The sequence below is a fragment of the Teichococcus aerofrigidensis genome, assembly GCF_054073225.1.
In genome coordinates, this window is record NZ_JBSXMU010000015.1 from 25,283 (window position 1) to 41,493 (window position 16,211).

General features: G+C 71.7%; 14 protein-coding genes. 7 read left to right on the plus strand and 7 right to left on the minus strand.

The genetic code is table 11. From position 1 onward, the window contains the following. Nucleotides 1-13 precede the first annotated feature (13 nt). The gene (locus ACVMLK_RS05815; RefSeq protein WP_422924313.1) at nt 14-1,009 is read right to left on the minus strand and encodes an ABC transporter substrate-binding protein; all 996 of its coding nucleotides are present in this window, start codon (nt 1,007-1,009) and stop codon (nt 14-16) included. A gap of 203 nt (nt 1,010-1,212) precedes the next feature. On the opposite strand from ACVMLK_RS05815, the gene ACVMLK_RS05820 reads away from it, so the two are divergent. Both ACVMLK_RS05820 and ydiJ read left to right on the plus strand, forming a co-directional pair. After that, the gene (locus ACVMLK_RS05820; RefSeq protein WP_198364791.1) at nt 1,213-2,001 is read left to right on the plus strand and encodes an enoyl-CoA hydratase/isomerase family protein; all 789 of its coding nucleotides are present in this window, start codon (nt 1,213-1,215) and stop codon (nt 1,999-2,001) included. A 106-nt stretch (nt 2,002-2,107) separates the two neighbouring features. Beyond that, nucleotides 2,108-5,173 carry a D-2-hydroxyglutarate dehydrogenase YdiJ gene (gene ydiJ, locus ACVMLK_RS05825; RefSeq protein ID WP_457485864.1) on the plus strand — a complete coding sequence of 1,022 codons (3,066 nt, stop codon included), beginning with the start codon at nt 2,108-2,110 and terminating at the stop codon, nt 5,171-5,173. 57 nt (nt 5,174-5,230) lie between these two features. Here ydiJ and ACVMLK_RS05830 read toward each other — a convergent pair whose 3' ends face one another. Both ACVMLK_RS05830 and ACVMLK_RS05835 read right to left on the minus strand, forming a co-directional pair. Beyond that, nucleotides 5,231-6,472 carry an NAD(P)/FAD-dependent oxidoreductase gene (locus tag ACVMLK_RS05830; RefSeq protein WP_457485865.1) on the minus strand — a complete coding sequence of 414 codons (1,242 nt, stop codon included), beginning with the start codon at nt 6,470-6,472 and terminating at the stop codon, nt 5,231-5,233. Nucleotides 6,473-6,646: 174 nt separating this feature from the next. Beyond that, complete coding sequence (locus tag ACVMLK_RS05835) at nt 6,647-7,513, minus strand: LysR family transcriptional regulator (protein WP_198364794.1); 867 nt, start codon at nt 7,511-7,513, stop codon at nt 6,647-6,649. Nucleotides 7,514-7,623: 110 nt separating this feature from the next. Here ACVMLK_RS05835 and ACVMLK_RS05840 point away from each other — a divergent pair, with 110 nt between their 5' ends. From ACVMLK_RS05840 to ACVMLK_RS05850, 3 genes are all read left to right on the plus strand, one after another. Beyond that, nucleotides 7,624-8,412 carry an SDR family oxidoreductase gene (locus tag ACVMLK_RS05840; protein ID WP_457485866.1) on the plus strand — a complete coding sequence of 263 codons (789 nt, stop codon included), beginning with the start codon at nt 7,624-7,626 and terminating at the stop codon, nt 8,410-8,412. Between the two features lie 11 nt (nt 8,413-8,423). Further along, nucleotides 8,424-9,143 (plus strand): ribonuclease activity regulator RraA, encoded by a 720-nt coding sequence (locus ACVMLK_RS05845; protein WP_198364796.1) that lies wholly within the window; start codon nt 8,424-8,426, stop codon nt 9,141-9,143. 92 nt (nt 9,144-9,235) lie between these two features. After that, entirely contained in the window at nt 9,236-10,225 is a 990-nt protein-coding gene (locus ACVMLK_RS05850; RefSeq protein ID WP_457485867.1) for a tripartite tricarboxylate transporter substrate binding protein, read from the plus strand. A 35-nt stretch (nt 10,226-10,260) separates the two neighbouring features. Here ACVMLK_RS05850 and ACVMLK_RS05855 read toward each other — a convergent pair whose 3' ends face one another. Continuing rightward, nucleotides 10,261-11,445, minus strand: coding sequence for an aminotransferase (locus ACVMLK_RS05855; RefSeq protein ID WP_457485868.1), 1,185 nt, complete (start codon nt 11,443-11,445; stop codon nt 10,261-10,263). A 343-nt stretch (nt 11,446-11,788) separates the two neighbouring features. On the opposite strand from ACVMLK_RS05855, the gene ACVMLK_RS05860 reads away from it, so the two are divergent. Beyond that, nucleotides 11,789-12,127 (plus strand): P-II family nitrogen regulator, encoded by a 339-nt coding sequence (locus ACVMLK_RS05860; protein ID WP_198364799.1) that lies wholly within the window; start codon nt 11,789-11,791, stop codon nt 12,125-12,127. Between the two features lie 157 nt (nt 12,128-12,284). Continuing rightward, nucleotides 12,285-13,721: a type I glutamate--ammonia ligase gene (glnA, locus tag ACVMLK_RS05865; RefSeq protein ID WP_198364800.1), complete on the plus strand. Its 1,437-nt coding sequence runs from the start codon at nt 12,285-12,287 to the stop codon at nt 13,719-13,721. A 66-nt stretch (nt 13,722-13,787) separates the two neighbouring features. Here the strand turns inward: glnA and ACVMLK_RS05870 are convergent, their stop codons facing one another. The 3 genes from ACVMLK_RS05870 to ACVMLK_RS05880 all read right to left on the minus strand — a co-directional run bounded on the left by ACVMLK_RS05870 (nt 13,788) and on the right by ACVMLK_RS05880 (nt 16,206). Further along, entirely contained in the window at nt 13,788-14,189 is a 402-nt protein-coding gene (locus tag ACVMLK_RS05870) for a host attachment family protein (RefSeq protein WP_198364801.1), read from the minus strand. 112 nt (nt 14,190-14,301) lie between these two features. Continuing rightward, nucleotides 14,302-15,429, minus strand: coding sequence for an enolase C-terminal domain-like protein (locus ACVMLK_RS05875; protein ID WP_422924295.1), 1,128 nt, complete (start codon nt 15,427-15,429; stop codon nt 14,302-14,304). 6 nt (nt 15,430-15,435) lie between these two features. Beyond that, a complete protein-coding gene (locus ACVMLK_RS05880) occupies nt 15,436-16,206 on the minus strand; it encodes an amino acid ABC transporter ATP-binding protein (RefSeq protein ID WP_457485869.1) in 771 nt (256 codons plus the stop codon). Nucleotides 16,207-16,211 lie beyond the last annotated feature (5 nt).

A 16,211-nucleotide genomic window follows, 5' to 3' on the forward strand; every position in this document is an offset into this window, starting at 1 on the left:
TCCCCGGCAAGCCCTACTGGCCGACCAGCCCGCTGAAGCGCTTCAGGTCCTGGCCGCTCTCGGCGGCGGCGCGGGCGCTGTCGAGCGGCAGCAGGGTCAGGCCCTTGCGGTCCGGGAAGCCGGCGGGCGGCGCGACGGCGGGATCGGCCGGCAGGAAGCCCTGGGCGGCCGCCAGCTCCTGGCCCTCGCGGGAGAGCAGGAAGGTGACGAAGGCGATGGCGGCCTCGGGGTTGCGGCTGGACTTCAGGATCGCCGCCGGCTCCGTGATGGCGCTGACCCCGTCCTCCGGCACGATGAAGCGCACCGGCGCGCCCTTCGCCGCCTCGCGGATCGGCATGTAGTCCACCACCATGCCGAAGGCCCGCTCGCCGCTGGCCACGGCCTGCATCACCGCGCCATTGCCGCCGCGCGGCTGCACGCCGGCGCCGGCCAGCTTCTCCCAGAACTCCCAGCCGAGGCCGGGCGCCGCGGCCAGGGCCTGCACATGAATGGCGGCGGCGCCGGAGACGCTGGGCGAGGGCATGGCGGTGAGGCCCCGGGCCTCCGGGCGCAGCAGGTCGGACCAGCGCTTCGGCGTGAAGGGCGCGCGGGTGTTCATGACGATGCCGGTCGTCATCAGCTTGGTGCCGAAATACTGCCGCCCGGTGTCGATCAACTCCGCCGGCACGCCGCCGGTCCCGACCTCGGGGCTGGGGCGCAGCAGCCCCTCCTGCTTCAGCCCCTCGAAGGTCAGGCTGTCGGCCAGCAGCAGCACGTCGGCGCGGGGCGCGCCGGCGGCGAGCTCGGCGCGCAGCCGGGGCATGATCTGGTTGGTGCCGCCCCGGATCCACTCGACCGTCACCTTCGGGTAGTGCCTGCGGAAGGCCTCGGAGGTGCGGGCGGCGTCCTCCTCGAGCTGGCTGGTGTAGAGGACCAGGCTGCCCGCCGGCTCGGCCGCGGCCGGGGCGGCCGGCGACAGGGACGACAGAAGGGCGGAGAGGCCGAGGGCCAGGAAGCCGGCGCGCCGCATGCGGGGGATCTCCTTGGGGAAGGGGCGGTGTCGGGCGAGGGCTGAACTAGCCGGGACGGCGCGCTTGGGGCAGGGGGGTCGAATGAAGTTTCGATGAACGGCCCCGGAAGTGTCGGTTGTTGATTGTTTACACGCCTGCCATGCCATCCTAAGACCGCTGGAAAGGCCGGTCTCCCGCCGGCCGGTCCGAGGAGGCCCGAGGCATGAGCGAGAACGACGATATCCTGTTCGAGAGGCTGGAGGGAGGGATCGCCCGCGTCACCTTCAACCGTCCCCAGGCGCGCAATGCCTTCACCTTCGCCATGTACGAGCGGCTCGGCGCCTTCTGCCAGGAGGTCGCGGAGGACAAGTCGGTCCGCGCCGTCATCCTGACCGGCGCCGGCGACAAGGCCTTCGCCGCCGGCACCGACATCAACCAGTTCCGCGCCTTCAAGACCCCGGAGGACGCGATCCAGTATGAGGAGCGCATCGGCCGCATCGTCGCCACGCTGGAGAGCTGCCCGAAGCCCATCATCGCGGCGATCAACGGCGCCTGCACGGGTGGCGGCGGCGCCATCGCCGCCTCCTGCGACATCCGCGTCGGCGCCGCGCATTCCCGCTTCGGCTTCCCGATCGCGCGCACGCTCGGCAACATCCTCTCCATGGGCGCCTTCTCGCGGCTGGTGGCGCTGATCGGCCCATCCCGCACCAAGGAGATGATCTTCACCGCCCGGCTGCTGGACGCGCAGGAGGCCAAGGAGATCGGCCTGCTGCACGAGGTGGTGCCGGAAGGTGGCGATCTCGCCGCCCGCGCCCTGGAGCTGGCCCGCACCATCGCCGGCAACGCGCCGCTGACCCTGCGCGCCACCAAGGAGGCGATCGCGCGGCTGCGCCCGCAGATCTCCTCCGAGGAGGGCCGCGACCTGGTGCTGATGTGCTACATGAGCCAGGACTTCCGCGAGGGCATGGACGCCTTCCTGAACAAGCGCCAGCCGCAGTGGAAGGGTGAGTAAGGGCCTGGCCCCCTTTCCTTTTCGGCCTTCCGGGGGCAGATGACAGGACCGGGGAGGGGGATCTGCCCCCTGCCTCCCCGGTGCTCCAGGAAAGGCCGCCTGCCCGATGATTCCCCGCCTGACTGACCTGCCGTCCCCGGCCCAGCCTTCCCGGGCCTTCCTGGACGAGTTGCGGCTGCGGGGCTTCGGCGGCGACATCGCGCCCGGCGACGCCGACCGCGTGGTCATGGCGACCGACAACTCCATCTACCAGCGCCTGCCGCAGGCCGTGGTCTATCCGCGCGGGGCGGAGGATCTGCGGCGCATCGCCCGCGTCGCCGCCGATCCGCGCTTCCACGGCGTCGCCCTCGCGCCGCGCGGCGGCGGCACCGGCACCAACGGCCAGTCGCTGACCGACGGCATCGTCGTCGATGTCTCGCGCCACATGACGCGCATCCTGGAGGTCAACGCGGCCGAGGGCTGGGTGCGGGTCGAGCCCGGCCTGGTGAAGGACGCGCTGAACGCGGCGCTGAAGCCGCTCGGCCTGTTCTTCGCGCCCGAGTGCTCCACCAGCAACCGCGCCACCATGGGCGGCATGATCTCCACCGACGCCTGCGGCCAGGGCTCCTGCCTCTACGGCAAGACGCGCGACCACGTGCTGTCGCTCACCGTGGTGCTGATGGACGGCACGCTCTGGGAAAGCCGCAAGCTGGCGCCCGAGGAGCTGGCGCGCGTCACGCGGCGGCAGGACATGGCGGGCGCCATCCACCGCGTCGCCGACGGCATCGCGCGGGAGGAGCGCCAGCTCATCGCCGAGCGCTTCCCGCCGCTGAACCGCTGCCTCACCGGCTACGACCTCGCGCATCTGCATGACGCGGAAGGCCGCTTCGACCTGAACGCGCTGCTCTGCGGCTCCGAGGGCACGCTGGCGATGATCGCGGAGGCGAAGATCCGCGTGCTGCCGGTCCCCCGGCGCAGCGCGCTCATCAACCTGCGCTACGACAGCTTCGACGCCGCGCTGCGCGACGCGCGGGTGCTGATGGCGCTCGGCGCCGCCTCGGTCGAGACGGTGGATTCCAAGGTGCTCGGCCTGGCGCGCGGCGACATCGTCTGGGAGGGCATCCGGCAGTTCTTCCCCGACGATCCGGAAGGCCCGGCGGCCGGCATCAACCTGATCGAGTTCGTCGGCGACAGCGAGGCCGAGGTGCGGGAGAAGCTCGCCCCGGTCGAGGCGCGCCTCGCCGCCGAGGGCCGCGCCTCCGGCCGGCGCGGCCATACCCTGGCCTGGGACGGCGACGGCGAGCGCATCCAGGGCATGCGGAAGCGCGGCGTCGGCCTGCTCGGCAACATGAAGGGCGAGAGGCGGCCGATTCCCTTCGTCGAGGACACCGCCGTCCCGCCCGAGCACCTCGCCGACTACATCGCCGAGTTCCGCGCCGCGCTAGACCGGCGCGGCCTGGAATACGGCATGTTCGGCCATGTCGATGCCGGGGTGCTGCATGTCCGCCCGGCGATCGACATGAAGGCCGAGGGCGCCGAGCGGATGATCCGCGAGGTCTCCGACGAGGTCTTCGCGCTCACCCGCAAGTACAACGGCCTGCTCTGGGGCGAGCACGGCAAGGGCGTGCGCTCGGAATACGTCCCCGAGGTCTTCGGCCCGCTCTATCCGAGCCTGCAGGCGATCAAGGCCGCCTTCGATCCGCGCAACCAGCTGAACCCGGGCAAGATCGCCGCCCCCGAGGGCGAGGCGCTGCTGGCCATCGACCGCGTGCCGATGCGCGGCCAGCTCGACCGCACCATCCCCGCCGCCACCCGCGCCGCCTATGACGAGGCGCTGCACTGCAACGGCAACGGCGCCTGCTTCAACTACGACTGGCAGGACGCCATGTGCCCCTCCTTCAAGGCGACCGGGGACCGCCGGCATTCGCCCAAGGGCCGTGCCGGCCTGTTCCGCGAATGGCTGCGCCAGCTCGCCGCCGCCGGGGTCGATCCGGTGGCCGAGGCCGGGCGGCTGCGCGACGCCTCGGCGCTGGGCTTCCTGCGTGCCCTTCCGGAGCGGCTGCGCAACAGCCGCGCGCTGCGGCGCGGCACGCCGGATTTCTCGGCCGAGGTGAAGGCGGCGATGGATGGCTGTCTCGCCTGCAAGTCCTGCACCGGCCAGTGCCCGATCAAGGTCGATGTGCCGAGCTTCCGCGCCAAGTTCCTGGAGATCTATCACGGCCGCTATGCCCGGCCGCTGAAGGACTATCTGCTGGGCGGGCTGGAGCGGATGCTGCCGCTCGGCGCGCGCCTGCCGGGCCTGGCCAATGCGGTGATGGGCAGCCTGCCGGGGCGTGCGCTGGCGGCGAAGGCGGGCCTGGTCGACGCGCCCCTCTTCTCGGGCCTCGACCTCGGGCGGGAGGCGGCCGCGCGCGGTGTCCGCCTGGCCTCCGCCGCCGCCCTGGCCGCCGTGCCGGAGGCGGAGCGCGAGCGGCATCTCGTCATCGTGCAGGACGCCTTCACCAGCCATTTCGAGACCCGGCTGGTGCTCGACCTGATCGAGGCGCTGAAGCTGATGGGCTTCACGCCCTGGCTGGCGCCCTTCCGCCCGAACGGCAAGCCGTTGCACGTGCACGGCTTCCTCGGCGCCTTCCGCCGGCAGGCCGAGGCCCAGGCCGCCCTGCTGCGCGCGCTGGCCGCGAGCGGCATCGACCTCGTCGGCGTCGATCCGTCGATGACGCTCAGCTACCGCAGCGAGTATCTTGGCATCGGCGTCGAGACGCCGCCGGTGCTGCTGCCGCAGGAATGGCTGGCGCGGCGCCTGCATCTCATCCCGGCGCGCGAGGCCGGGGAGGGCTTCGCCCTGCTGCCGCACTGCACCGAGCGCACCAACGCCCCGGCCGCCGTGAAGGACTGGCAGGGCGTCTTCGCCCGGCTGGGCGCGCCGCTCACCGTGCTGGCCGCGGGCTGCTGCGGCATGGCCGGCACCTTCGGGCACGAGGCGGAGCACCGCGCCGTCTCGGAGCAGCTCTATGGCATGAGCTGGAAGACGCATGTCGCGGCGCGGGGCGAGCGGCTGCTGGCCAGCGGCTATTCCTGCCGCAGCCAGGTGAAGCGCCTCGACGGGGTCACGCTGCGCCACCCGGTGCAGGCGCTGCTGCTGCGGCTGCGCGAGGCGCCGGCGCGGCCGGCGACGTTGCCCGAGGCGGCCTGACGGACAGGCCGGCCCCAGGCGAACAGGTCAATCGGGCGGGGTCATCGAGCAGGCGGGTCAGAACCGCTCCGGCCGGTAGGGCTCCGGGTCGATGAACGGGGTCTCGCCCGCCATCATCGCGGAGAGCAGCCGGCCGGTGGTCGGGCCCAGGGTCAGCCCCTGATGGGCGTGGCCGAAGGCGCACCAGGCTCCCTCCTGCCGCGGCAGCCGCCCGATGATCGGCAGCATGTCCGGCGTGCACGGGCGGACGCCGAACCAGGGCCTCTCCTCCACCTGCTCGCCGAGGGGGAGCAGCGCGCGGGCCGAGGGCGTGGCGCGCTCCAGCTGGATCGGCGTGGGCGGCGCGGCGTCGCCGGCGAATTCCACGCCGGTCGTCAGCCGGATGCCGCGCCGCATCGGGATCAGCCCGTAGCGCAGGTCGGCGTCGAAGATCGGATGGTTCAGCACCGCATTGCCCTGCATCGTGTAGTGCAGGTGGTAGCCGCGCTTGCCGAAGAGCGGCGCGTTGTAGCCGAGCGGCCGCGTCACCTGGCCCGCGGCGGCGCCGAGGGCGATCACCACGTGGCGCGCCTCCACCGGCCCCGTGTCGGTCCGCACCTGCCAGCCCGCGCCCTGGCGGCGGAGCGTCGCCGCGTCGCCGCGCAGCAGCCGGCCGCCCTTCTCCTCGAGAAGCCGGGCATAGGCCGTGGTCAGCCCGTGCGGGTCGCTCACCGAATAGGGGTCGGTCCAGTGGATGGCGCCGGCCTTGCGTTGCAGAAGGTGCGGCTCGGCCTCGGCCAGCGCCTCGCCGTCCAGCAGGCGGTGGCCGACGCCGAACTCGGCCCGGGCCCGTTCCGCCTCCCGCCGGGCCGCTTCCAGCGCGCCCTCCTGGCCGTAGATCTGGATGAAGCCCAGCGGCCGCAGCAGCTCGGTGGCGCCGGCCTCGCGGGCCTGGGCCATGTGGTCCTCGAGGCAGCTCGCCACCAGCCGCGACTGGCCCAGCACGGCCTTCAGGTAGCGCTCCGGCGCCGAGTTCCACCAGTAGCGCAGCAGCGGCGAGGCCAGGCGGGGCATGGCGAGGGGGTGGAAGGAGACATCGACCGAGCGGTTGCGCGCGACGCGGGACAGCTCCGCCAGGGCGCGCGGGAAGGGGTGGGGATAGACCGCCTCCCGCTGGATCAGCCCGGCATTGCCGAAGGAGGCGCCTTCGCCCGGTCCCTGCCGGTCCACCAGCGCCACGTCCCATCCCCGCTGCCGCAGATGCAGCGCCACGGAGACGCCGACCATGCCCGCGCCGAGCACCAGGGCGGTGTCAGCCATCACGACGATCCTTTCCATCCAGTCCGGCGAGGGCGACGACCCTCTGCCCGGAGGGCCGCTGTCCCGCGGCGCGTGGCGTGTCTTCCCGGGCGGGCCGGAAGTCTCGCGCCACCGGTCTCCAGCCCGGCTTTGTACACCCCTGCCCGACCTGCGAAAGGGGGGCGGCGTCGCAAATCAGCCGAGCTCGCGCCCGGCCTGCCAGAAGGCCTCCACCAGCCGGCCGCGGGCGCCGCCGCGGGCCCAGATCAGGCCGATCCGCCGCGGCGGGAAGGGGCGGGGCAGGGGATGCTTGGCGAGGGCGGTCCCGGCCGGCCAGGGCGGCGCCCAGTCGGGCACCAGGGAGACGCCGAGGCCGCGATCGACCAGCAGGGCGATGGCGTCCAGCGCGTCCAGCTCGATCCGGTCGCGCGGGCGGATGCGCGCCTCGCGCAGATAGCGGTCGGCGAGGCGGCCGCCCCACTGGTTGCGGTCGTAGCGGATGAAGGGCTCCTCGGCGAGCAGGCGGTGAGGGGCGCGACCCGCCAGGGCCGCCGGCGCCAGCACCACCAGGGGCTCCTCGCGCAGCATCCGCCATTCGCAGCTCTTGGGCAGGGCGAATTCGGGCTGCACGATCATCGCCGCGTCGAGGTCGCCGGTCAGGACGGCGCGGTAGAGGTCGGTCGAGATGCCGGGCGAGATATGGATCTCGAGGTTCGGATAGGCGCCGGCCATGCGCGCCATCATGCCCGGCAGCAGGCCGGTCAGCGCGGTGGCGATGGCGCCGAGCCGCAGCTCGCCCGCCAGCCCGCCCCGGGCGGCGCCGTCGCGCAGGTCCCGCACCTCGCGCAGCAGGGCGCGGGCGCGGTCGAGGATGGCCAGCCCCGCCTCGGAGGGGGCCACGGCGCGGCCGGCCCGCAGCAGCAGCGGCGCGCCGAGCTCCGCCTCCAGGGCGCGGATGCGCTGCGCCAGCGCGGCCGGCGTCAGGTGCAGGCGGCGCGCCGCAGCGGCGATCGAGCCTTCCTCCACCACGGTGACGAAGCTGTCCAGGAAGCGCGTGTCCATCGGCCTGCTCACGAGAGAGTGGAAAACCTATCTTCCGAAAGCGGGAATGGAAGGGTTTTTCTTTGCCCTCGCCGGCACCAGACTGGCCTCGAGACGATAGGAGAGCAGCCATGGATCTGGGCCTCAGGAACAAGGTGGCGCTGGTGCTCGGCGCCGGTGGCGGGCTGGGCGGGGCGATCGCCCGCTCCCTCGCCGCCGAGGGCGCGAAGCTGGCGCTGGCCGATATCAGCGCCGAAGGGCTGGCGCGCAGCGCCGAGGCCGCGCGGGCGGCCGGCGCGGCGGCGGTGATGACGCTGGAATGGGATCTGGCCGACCTCGCCGCCATCGACGGACAGGTCTCCCGCATCGAGGCCGAGCTGGGCCCGGTGCAGGTGCTGGTGAACAACACCGGCGGCCCGCCGCCGACCCCCGCCTCCGGCCAGGACCTGGCGCTCTGGGCCAAGCACTTCAACGCCATGGTGCTCTCGGTCATCGCGCTGACCGACCGGGTGCTGCCCGGCATGAAGGCCGCGCGGTGGGGCCGCATCGTCACCAGCACCTCCTCCGGCGTGGTGGCGCCGATCCCCAATCTCGGTGTCTCCAACGCGCTGCGCTCGACGCTCGTCGGCTGGTCGAAGACCCTCTCGCGCGAGGTGGCGCGGGACGGCGTCACCGCCAACATCATCCTGCCCGGCCGCGTCGCCACCGACCGCATCCGCTTCCTCGACGAGCAGAAGGCGAAGCGCGAGGGGCGCAGCGTCGAGGAGGTCGCCGCCGAGAGCACCGGCTCCATTCCCGCCGGGCGCTACGGCCGGCCGGAGGAATACGGCGATGCCGTGGCCTTCCTGGCCTCGGAGCGCGCCTCCTACATCACCGGCTCCGTCATCCGCGTGGATGGCGGGCTGATCGCCAGCATCTGAGGACCACCGCCATGTCCATCGAAGTCGCCCCGCTCGATCCGAGGATCATCGAGACCCTGTCCGGCATCTCCACCGCGACGCTGACCACGGTGCTGCTCAAGAAGGGGCTGCGCAACGTGTGGATGCGCGGCACCCGGCCGCTGAAGCCCGGCCAGCCGCGCCTGGTCGGCCGCGCCTTCACGCTGCGCTTCGTCCCCGCCCGCGAGGATCTGGCGACCCCGGCCTCCTGGTCCAACCCGATCTCGACCCGCAGCGCCATCGAGGCGATGCCGGAAGGGGTCATCGTCATCGCCGACGCCATGGGCGTGACCGATGCCGGCATCTTCGGCGACATCCTCTGCGCCCGGATGGCGAAGCGGAAGGTGGCGGCGCTGATCACCGACGGCGTGGTGCGCGACGGCGCCGGCGTCATCGGCACCGGCCTGCCGGTCTGGTGCCAGGGCAACGCGGCGCCGCCCTCGGTCGCCGGCCTCACCTTCATTAACTGGCAGGAGCCGGTGGGCTGCGGCGGTGTCGCCGTCTTCCCCAACGATGTCGTGGTGGTGGACGATGACGGGGCCGTGCTGATCCCCGCCGCGCTGGTCGATGAGGTGACCGACCTCGCCGCCGAGCAGGAGGCGCAGGAGAGCTGGATCATGGGCGAGGTGGAGCAGGGCGCCGCGCTGCCCGGCCTCTATCCGCCCAACGCCGAGAACAAGGCGCGCTACGAGGCCAGCCGCCGGAAGGGCTGACCGGACGGGCGCCAGCCCCCCGCCGAAGAAGGGGGAGGCGCCGCCCGCGCGCGATATCCCCGCGCGCGTATCAAGGGAAGAAGGACCGAGAGATGACAATGATCCGCCGCCGCGCCCTGGCCGGCCTGGGCGCCGCCGCCCTCGCCGCGCCCTTCGGGGCCCCGCGCCACGCCGCCGCCGCCGCCTGGCCGGCCGAACGCCCGATCCTGGTGGTGGTGCCCTTTCCGCCGGGGGGTGGGGTGGACCAGATGGCGCGCGTCATCCTGCCCTATGTGCAGAAGCACCTGCCGGGGGCGACCTTCGTGGTCGAGAACCGCCCCGGCGCCGGCAGCCAGATCGGCATGGAGTTCGCCTTCACCGCCCGCCCGGATGGCTACACGCTGGGCGCCGTCACCTCGCCGGCGCTGATGACCATCCCCTTCGAGCGGCCGGTGCGCTACAGGGTCGAGGACTTCGTCTATGTCGCGAATGTCGTGGACGACCCGGGCGGGCTCTGGGTCGCCAAGGGCTCGCCGGTCCGCGACATGGCGGATCTGCTGGAGCGGGCGCGGAAGGACCCGGGCGGGCTGAGCTTCGGCACGACGGGCATCGGCTCCGACGACCATCTGGTCATGCTGGAGATCGAGGAGGCGGTGCCGGGCATCCGGTTCAGCCATGTGCCCTTCAACGGCGCCGCGCCGCTGCAGACCGCCGTGCTGGGCGGGCACCTGGATGTCGGCTGCTTCAATGTCAGCGAGGGGGCGCCGGGCTATCGCGACGGGCGCTTCCGCTGCCTGGGCCAGGCGGGCGCGCAGCGCGACCCCGCGCTGCCGGAGGTGCCGACCTTCACCGAGCTCGGCGTCAAGGTGGTGGCGGGCGCGCAGCGCGGCATCGTCGCGCCGCCCGGCATTCCGGAGGAGGTGCGGACCAGGCTGAACGCGGCCTTCGCCGCCGCCCTGGCCGATCCCGAGTTCCTGGCCGACGCGCAGCGGCTGCAACTGCCCGTGAAGGCCATGATCGGCGACGAGTATCGCCAGGCCGTGCTGGGCCTGGACGCGCGGCTGAAGGAGATGTGGGCGCGCAAGCCCTGGCGCGACCAGTAAGGCCGGGGGGGGGCTTTGACCCCCCCCCTTTTGCCTCAGCCCGCCGCGGCCAGCGCGCCGCTGCGCTTCCAGGCGCGCAGCCGCTCCAGCGCCTCCTCCAGCACCGATTCGCGCTTGCAGAAGGCGAAGCGGATGAAGTGCCGCGGCGCATCCGGCCCGGCATAGAAGGCCGAGACCGGGATGGCCGTGACCTTGGCCGCCTCGGTCAGGTGCCGGCAGAAGGCCACGTCGTCCCCGGCGAAGCCCAGGGTGGTGAAGTCGCAGGTGATGAAGTAGCTGCCCTGGGTCGGCAGCACGCCGAAGCCCAGCTCGGACAGGCCCCTGGCCAGCAGGTCGCGCCGGGCCTGCAGCTCGGTGGCGATGCCGGTGAAATAGGCGTCCTCCTTCGCCAGCCCGAGCGCCACGGCGCGCTGCAGATTGGGCGCGGTGGTGAAGGTCAGGTTCTGGTGCGCCTTGGCGACATTGGGGGCCAGCGAGCGGTCGGCGGTGATGTAGCCGACCTTCCAGCCGGTCAGGCTGAAGGTCTTGCCGGCCGAGCCGATCCGCATGCAACGCTCGCGCATGCCCGGCAGCGTCATCAGCGGGATATGCTTCCAGCCGTCGAAGGTGAGGTGCTCGTAGACCTCGTCGCAGATGGCGTAGGCGTCGTGCCGCTGCAGCAGGTCGGCGATGAAGGCCAGCTCCGCGCCGGTGAAGACCTTGCCGGCCGGGTTCATCGGGCTGTTGAGCAGGATCGCCTTGGTCCTCGGTCCGAAGGCGGCGGCCAGCTCGGCGCGCGGCAGCTCCCACTTCGGCGGCGAGAGGCGCACCAGGCGCGGCACCGCGCCGAGCAGCTTCACCACCGGCAGGTAGGTGTCGTAGAGCGGCTCCAGCAGCACCACCTCGTCGCCCGGATTGAGCACCGCCATCAGGCAGGCGATCAGCGCCTCGGTGGCGCCGGAGGTGACCACCACCTCGGCGTTCGGGTCGATCTCCAGTCCGTAGAATCGGCGATTCGCGCCGGACACCGCCTGACGCAGCTCGGGCAGGCCGGTGAGCGGCGGATACTGGTTGCGGTTGTCCAGCAGCGCCTCGGCCGCGGCGCGCACCACGTCTTCCGGACCTTCGTAATCCGGGAAGCCCTGGCCGAGGTTGATCGCGCCATGCTGTTGCGCGAGCGCCGACATCACGGTGAAGACGGTGGTGCCGGTGGCGGAGAGCAGGTCGTTCTGCGGCTTCATGCGATGACTGGGTCCCGTGGCAGGCGGCCCGATGCTCGGCGCGCGCGCGCGGCGACGCCCCACGCCCCGGCCCCGGGCGAGCGGCGAATATGCGGATGTGCCGGCGGCCGTGCAACCGCCTACCGCGCATGCCTGCCACTTCGGCGGGCAGGCTGCCGCTTCCGCGGGCGGGGCCTTGTCGCGAAGCCGGCGAATTCCCGTCTCATGCCATTGCCCCTACGGCCCGGGGCATGCAACACACCACTGCGAGCCGCTTCCCGCCCCCGGGCCACGGGGGCGGGCGCAACCCGGGAGGAAGGAAGGACGGGCCGGCCCTGACCGGCAGGGTCCGTGAATGGAGCCGATGAAGAAGATCGAGGCGATCATCAAGCCCTTCAAGCTCGACGAGGTGAAGGACGCGCTGCACGAGATCGGCCTGCAGGGCCTGACCGTGGTGGAAGCGAAGGGGTTCGGGCGGCAGAAGGGCCACACCGAGCTGTATCGCGGCGCCGAATACGTCGTCGACTTCCTGCCGAAGGTGAAGATAGAGGTGGTCTGCTCGGACGACCTCGCCGAGCGCGCGATCGAGGCCATCCAGGCCGCGGCCCGCACCGGCCGTATCGGCGATGGCAAGATCTTCATCTCCGATGTCCAGGAGGTGATCCGCATCCGCACCGGCGAACGGGGCGAGGACGCGGTCTGAGCGTGGAATTCCGGCCGGTGCCGATCTGGCGCCGGCCTGGCTGAAGGCGGAAGGACGGCGCAGGAGCGCCGGACGCCGCCGGCACGGAAGCAGGCGGAAGCCGCGCCGTGTCGACTGTTACTGTCAGAGCGTCGTTTGGGGAACAGGATCGCACACGATGGCGAAGAAGCCCGCAGCCGCAGCGTCCAACGCTGTTTCCAAGGTCATGGAGATGATCAAGGAGAACAGCGTCGAGTACGTGGACTTCCGGTTCACGGATCCTCGGGGCAAGTGGCAGCACACCGCGCAGCATGTCTCCACCATCGAGGAGGAGGTGTTCACCGACGGCATCATGTTCGACGGCTCCTCGATCGCCGGCTGGAAGGCGATCAACGAGTCCGACATGATCCTGATGCCGGACGCCTCGACGGCCTGCATGGATCCCTTCGCGGCCAAGCCGCAGCTGATCCTGTTCTGCGACATCATCGAGCCCTCGACCGGCCAGGCCTATAGCCGCGACCCGCGCTCGACAGCGAAGAAGGCCGAGGCCTATGTCGCCTCCACCGGCATCGGCGATGCCGCGCTGTTCGGCGCCGAGGCCGAGTTCTTCATCTTCGACAACGTGAAGTTCGGCACCGGCGGCAATTACGGCATCTACCAGCTCGACAGCATCGAGGGGCCCGGCGCCAGCCTGAAGGACTACCCCGAGGGCAACATGGGCCACCGCCCGGTGGTCAAGGGCGGCTACTTCCCGGTGCCGCCGGTCGACAGCGAGACCGACCTGCGCGCCGAGATGCTCTCGACCATGATCGAGATGGGCGTGGCCGGCGAGAAGCACCACCATGAGGTGGCGCAGTCGCAGCACGAGCTGGGCACCCGCTTCGGGCCCCTGGTGCAGCACGCCGATCACATGCAGATCTACAAGTACGTGATCCACAACGTCGCGCACAGCTACGGCAAGACGGCGACCTTCATGCCGAAGCCGATCTATGGCGACAACGGCTCGGGCATGCATGTGCACCAGTCGATCTGGAAGGGCGGCAAGCCGGTCTTCGCCGGCAACGGCTATGCCGACCTGTCCGACCAGGCGCTGTGGTACATCGGCGGCATCATCAAGCACGCCAAGGCGCTGAACGCCTTCACCAACCCCAGCACCAACTCCTACAAGCGCCTGATCCCGGGCTTCGAGGCGCCGGTGCTGCTGGCCTATTCGGCCCGCAACCGCTCCGCCTCCTGCCGCATCCCCTACGCGACCAGCCCGAAGGCGAAGCGCGTCGAGGTGCGCTTCCCGGATCCGACGGCGAACCCCTACCTGGCCTTCTCCGCCATGCTGATGGCCGGCCTCGATGGCATCAAGAACAAGATCCATCCGGGCGACGCCATGGACAAGGATCTGTACGACCTGCCGCCGGAGGAGCTGAAGGGCATCCCGACGGTCTGCGGCTCGCTGCGCGAGGCGCTGGAAGCGCTGGCCGCCGATCACGACTTCCTGCTCGCCGGGGATGTCTTCTCGAAGGACCAGATCGAGAGCTACATCGAGCTGAAGTGGAACGAGGTGTACAAGTTCGAGCACACCCCGCACCCGGTCGAGTTCGAGATGTACTACTCCGTCTGATCCCTGGCGGATCGGATGCGGATGGCGCCCCGGGGAAGACCCCGGGGCGTTTCGCGTTGAAGCGGCCTACTTCGACAGCGCCTTCTCGATCTCGGCCGTGGTGTGGTTGGTCAGGTCCTTGGCCAGGGACTGCACCACCCGCTCCTCCACCGTCCGCGGCAGCGCGGCGCGGATCTGGCCGAGCGTCTCGGGATCGGCGATCAGCACCAGCGCCTCGAACTGGTTCTGCTGGTGCATCTGCTCCAGCGTCTGGCTGATCCGCTTGGCGAAGGTGGCCTCGGCGGTCTGCTTCGCCGACTGCTCGGGCGGCTGGGCGCCGGACGGGCCCTGGTCGCCCAGCGTGTCGGGGGTGATCCGGCTCACCTCCTGCAGCCGGACCACCGCCTCGGCGCTAGTGTTGCGCAGCAGCATGGCCTTGCCGCCATCGGCGACCAGGACCAGGGCGTTCTTCGGGATTCGATCGGACATGCGGCATCTCCACGGAGCGTGATGGCCGGGCCGCGTGGCCCGGCCGTGGAGGTGCAACGCCCCCGGGGGCGAAAAGGCGTCCGCCGCCGGCGCAAAAAAGCCGCGCCGTGGTTCAGGCTTCCGCCAGATGCCGGGCGCCGTCGCGCAGCGAGGCCTCGCTGATGCGGATGCCGAGCCCGGGCGCCTGGGGCACCACCACGGCGCCGCCCTGGTTCGGGATCCGCTCCTCCAGCACGTCCTCGGTCAGCACATGGTGCGGCATGTAGAACTCGCAGCCGAGCGAGATGCCGGGCGTCGCCGCGATCAGCTGCGTGCCGGCCGCCAGCGCGATGCCGCCCTCCCACAGCGTGCCGCCATAGCCGGGCAGGCCCGCGGTGTCGGCGATCGCCATCATCGCCTGGGCCTTCAGCAGCCCGCCGCATTTCATCAGCTTGACGCTGATGGCGTCCGCCGCCTGCCGCCGCACCACCTCCAGCAGGTCCGTGGCGTCGAAGCAGCTTTCATCGGCCAGGATCGGCGTGTCCAGCGCGGCCGCGAAGCCCGCCATGGCGTCGAGATGACGGCGCGGCACCGGCTGCTCGATGAAGGTGGGGCGGAAACGGTCCACGTCGCGCAGCACCGTCATGGCGCGGAAGGGCTCCAGCGCCTGGTTGTAGTCGAGGCGGAGATCGACATCCTCGCCGAAGGCGTCGCGGATGGCCTCCAGATGCGCCATGTCCTCGGCATGCCGCTTGACGCCGGTCTTGACCTTGAAGAGCCGGTTGCCGGCCGGGACCATGACCTTCATCCGCTCCAGGTCGGCCGCGAAGTCGGGGTCGGCGATGGAGAAGGAGAGGGGGATGGTGTCGCGCACCCGGCCGCCCAGCAGATCCGCGACGCTGAGGCCGGTGCTTTGGCCCAGGATATCGAGCAGCGCCATCTCGACCGCCACCTTGCTTTCCGGGTGGCCGGTCAGGGCGCGGTCCATCATGGCCATCAGGGCACGCGGGCGGCGCGCGTCGGCGCCGAGGATCAGCGGGCGCAGGTAGCGGTCGAGCGCGGCGAAGGCGCCTTCGGGCGTGCCGGTGAACACCTCCCACGGCGCCGCCTCGCCCCAGCCCACGAGGCCGTCCCGCGTCGTCAGTTGCAGCAGCACGCGCCGCACGCTGCCCTTCACATTGCCGACGCCCTGGGCCCGGGCCATCCTGATCGGGCTTTCCACGAGAAAGACCCGCATGCGATCGATGATGGGCGGATGCATCGGCTCTCAGCCTTCACGCTGGCGGTGGAAATGCGCGAGGAAGGCGCGCGTCGCCTCCTCGCGCGGAGAATCGATCACCTGCCGCGCCAGCCCGTCCTCGACGATGACGCCGTCGCGCAGGAAGACGACGCGGTCGGCGACCTCGCGGGCGAAGGCGATCTCGTGGGTCACGATCACCATGGTCATGCCCTCCGCGGCGAGGGACTGCATCACGCCCAGCACCTCGCCCACCAGCTCCGGGTCGAGCGCGCTGGTCGCCTCGTCGAACAGCATCACCGCCGGCTGCATGGCCAGCGCGCGGGCGATGGCGACGCGCTGCTTCTGCCCGCCGGACAGGCGCGAGGGATACTGCTCCGCCTTGTCGGCCAGGCCGACCTTGGCGAGCAGGCCGCGCGCCAGCGCCTCGGCCCCGGCGCGCGCCATGCGGCGGACGACGAGCGGCCCCTCCATGACGTTCTCCAGCGCCGTCCGGTGCGGGAAGAGGTTGAACTGCTGGAAGACCATGCCGGTGGCGGCGCGGAAGCCGGCGAGAGCCCGGTTGCCCGGCTGGCTGGCGCCGGCGCCGAAGCGGAAGCTCTTCCCGCCGACCCGCACCGCGCCGCCATCGGGCACCACCAGCAGGTTGAGGCAACGCAGCAGGGTGGACTTGCCGGAGCCCGACGGCCCGATCAGCGCCACCACCTCGCCGCGTCCGACCTTCAGGTCGACGCTGCGCAGCACGACATGATCGCCGAATTGCTTCCTCAGCGCCGCGACCTCGATCATGATCTCGCTCATCGGCC

Coding starts and splice junctions, on each gene's coding strand:
- ACVMLK_RS05860 (WP_198364799.1), top strand. CDS start 11,789: ATGAAGAAGATCGAGGCGATCATCAAGCCCTTCAAGCTCGACGAGGTG.
- ACVMLK_RS05815 (WP_422924313.1), bottom strand. CDS start 1,009: ATGCGGCGCGCCGGCTTCCTGGCCCTCGGCCTCTCCGCCCTTCTGTCG.
- ydiJ (WP_457485864.1), top strand. CDS start 2,108: ATGATTCCCCGCCTGACTGACCTGCCGTCCCCGGCCCAGCCTTCCCGG.
- ACVMLK_RS05855 (WP_457485868.1), bottom strand. CDS start 11,445: ATGAAGCCGCAGAACGACCTGCTCTCCGCCACCGGCACCACCGTCTTC.
- ACVMLK_RS05840 (WP_457485866.1), top strand. CDS start 7,624: ATGGATCTGGGCCTCAGGAACAAGGTGGCGCTGGTGCTCGGCGCCGGT.
- glnA (WP_198364800.1), top strand. CDS start 12,285: ATGGCGAAGAAGCCCGCAGCCGCAGCGTCCAACGCTGTTTCCAAGGTC.
- ACVMLK_RS05820 (WP_198364791.1), top strand. CDS start 1,213: ATGAGCGAGAACGACGATATCCTGTTCGAGAGGCTGGAGGGAGGGATC.
- ACVMLK_RS05870 (WP_198364801.1), bottom strand. CDS start 14,189: ATGTCCGATCGAATCCCGAAGAACGCCCTGGTCCTGGTCGCCGATGGC.
- ACVMLK_RS05835 (WP_198364794.1), bottom strand. CDS start 7,513: ATGGACACGCGCTTCCTGGACAGCTTCGTCACCGTGGTGGAGGAAGGC.
- ACVMLK_RS05830 (WP_457485865.1), bottom strand. CDS start 6,472: ATGGCTGACACCGCCCTGGTGCTCGGCGCGGGCATGGTCGGCGTCTCC.
- ACVMLK_RS05880 (WP_457485869.1), bottom strand. CDS start 16,206: ATGAGCGAGATCATGATCGAGGTCGCGGCGCTGAGGAAGCAATTCGGC.
- ACVMLK_RS05850 (WP_457485867.1), top strand. CDS start 9,236: ATGACAATGATCCGCCGCCGCGCCCTGGCCGGCCTGGGCGCCGCCGCC.
- ACVMLK_RS05875 (WP_422924295.1), bottom strand. CDS start 15,429: ATGCATCCGCCCATCATCGATCGCATGCGGGTCTTTCTCGTGGAAAGC.
- ACVMLK_RS05845 (WP_198364796.1), top strand. CDS start 8,424: ATGTCCATCGAAGTCGCCCCGCTCGATCCGAGGATCATCGAGACCCTG.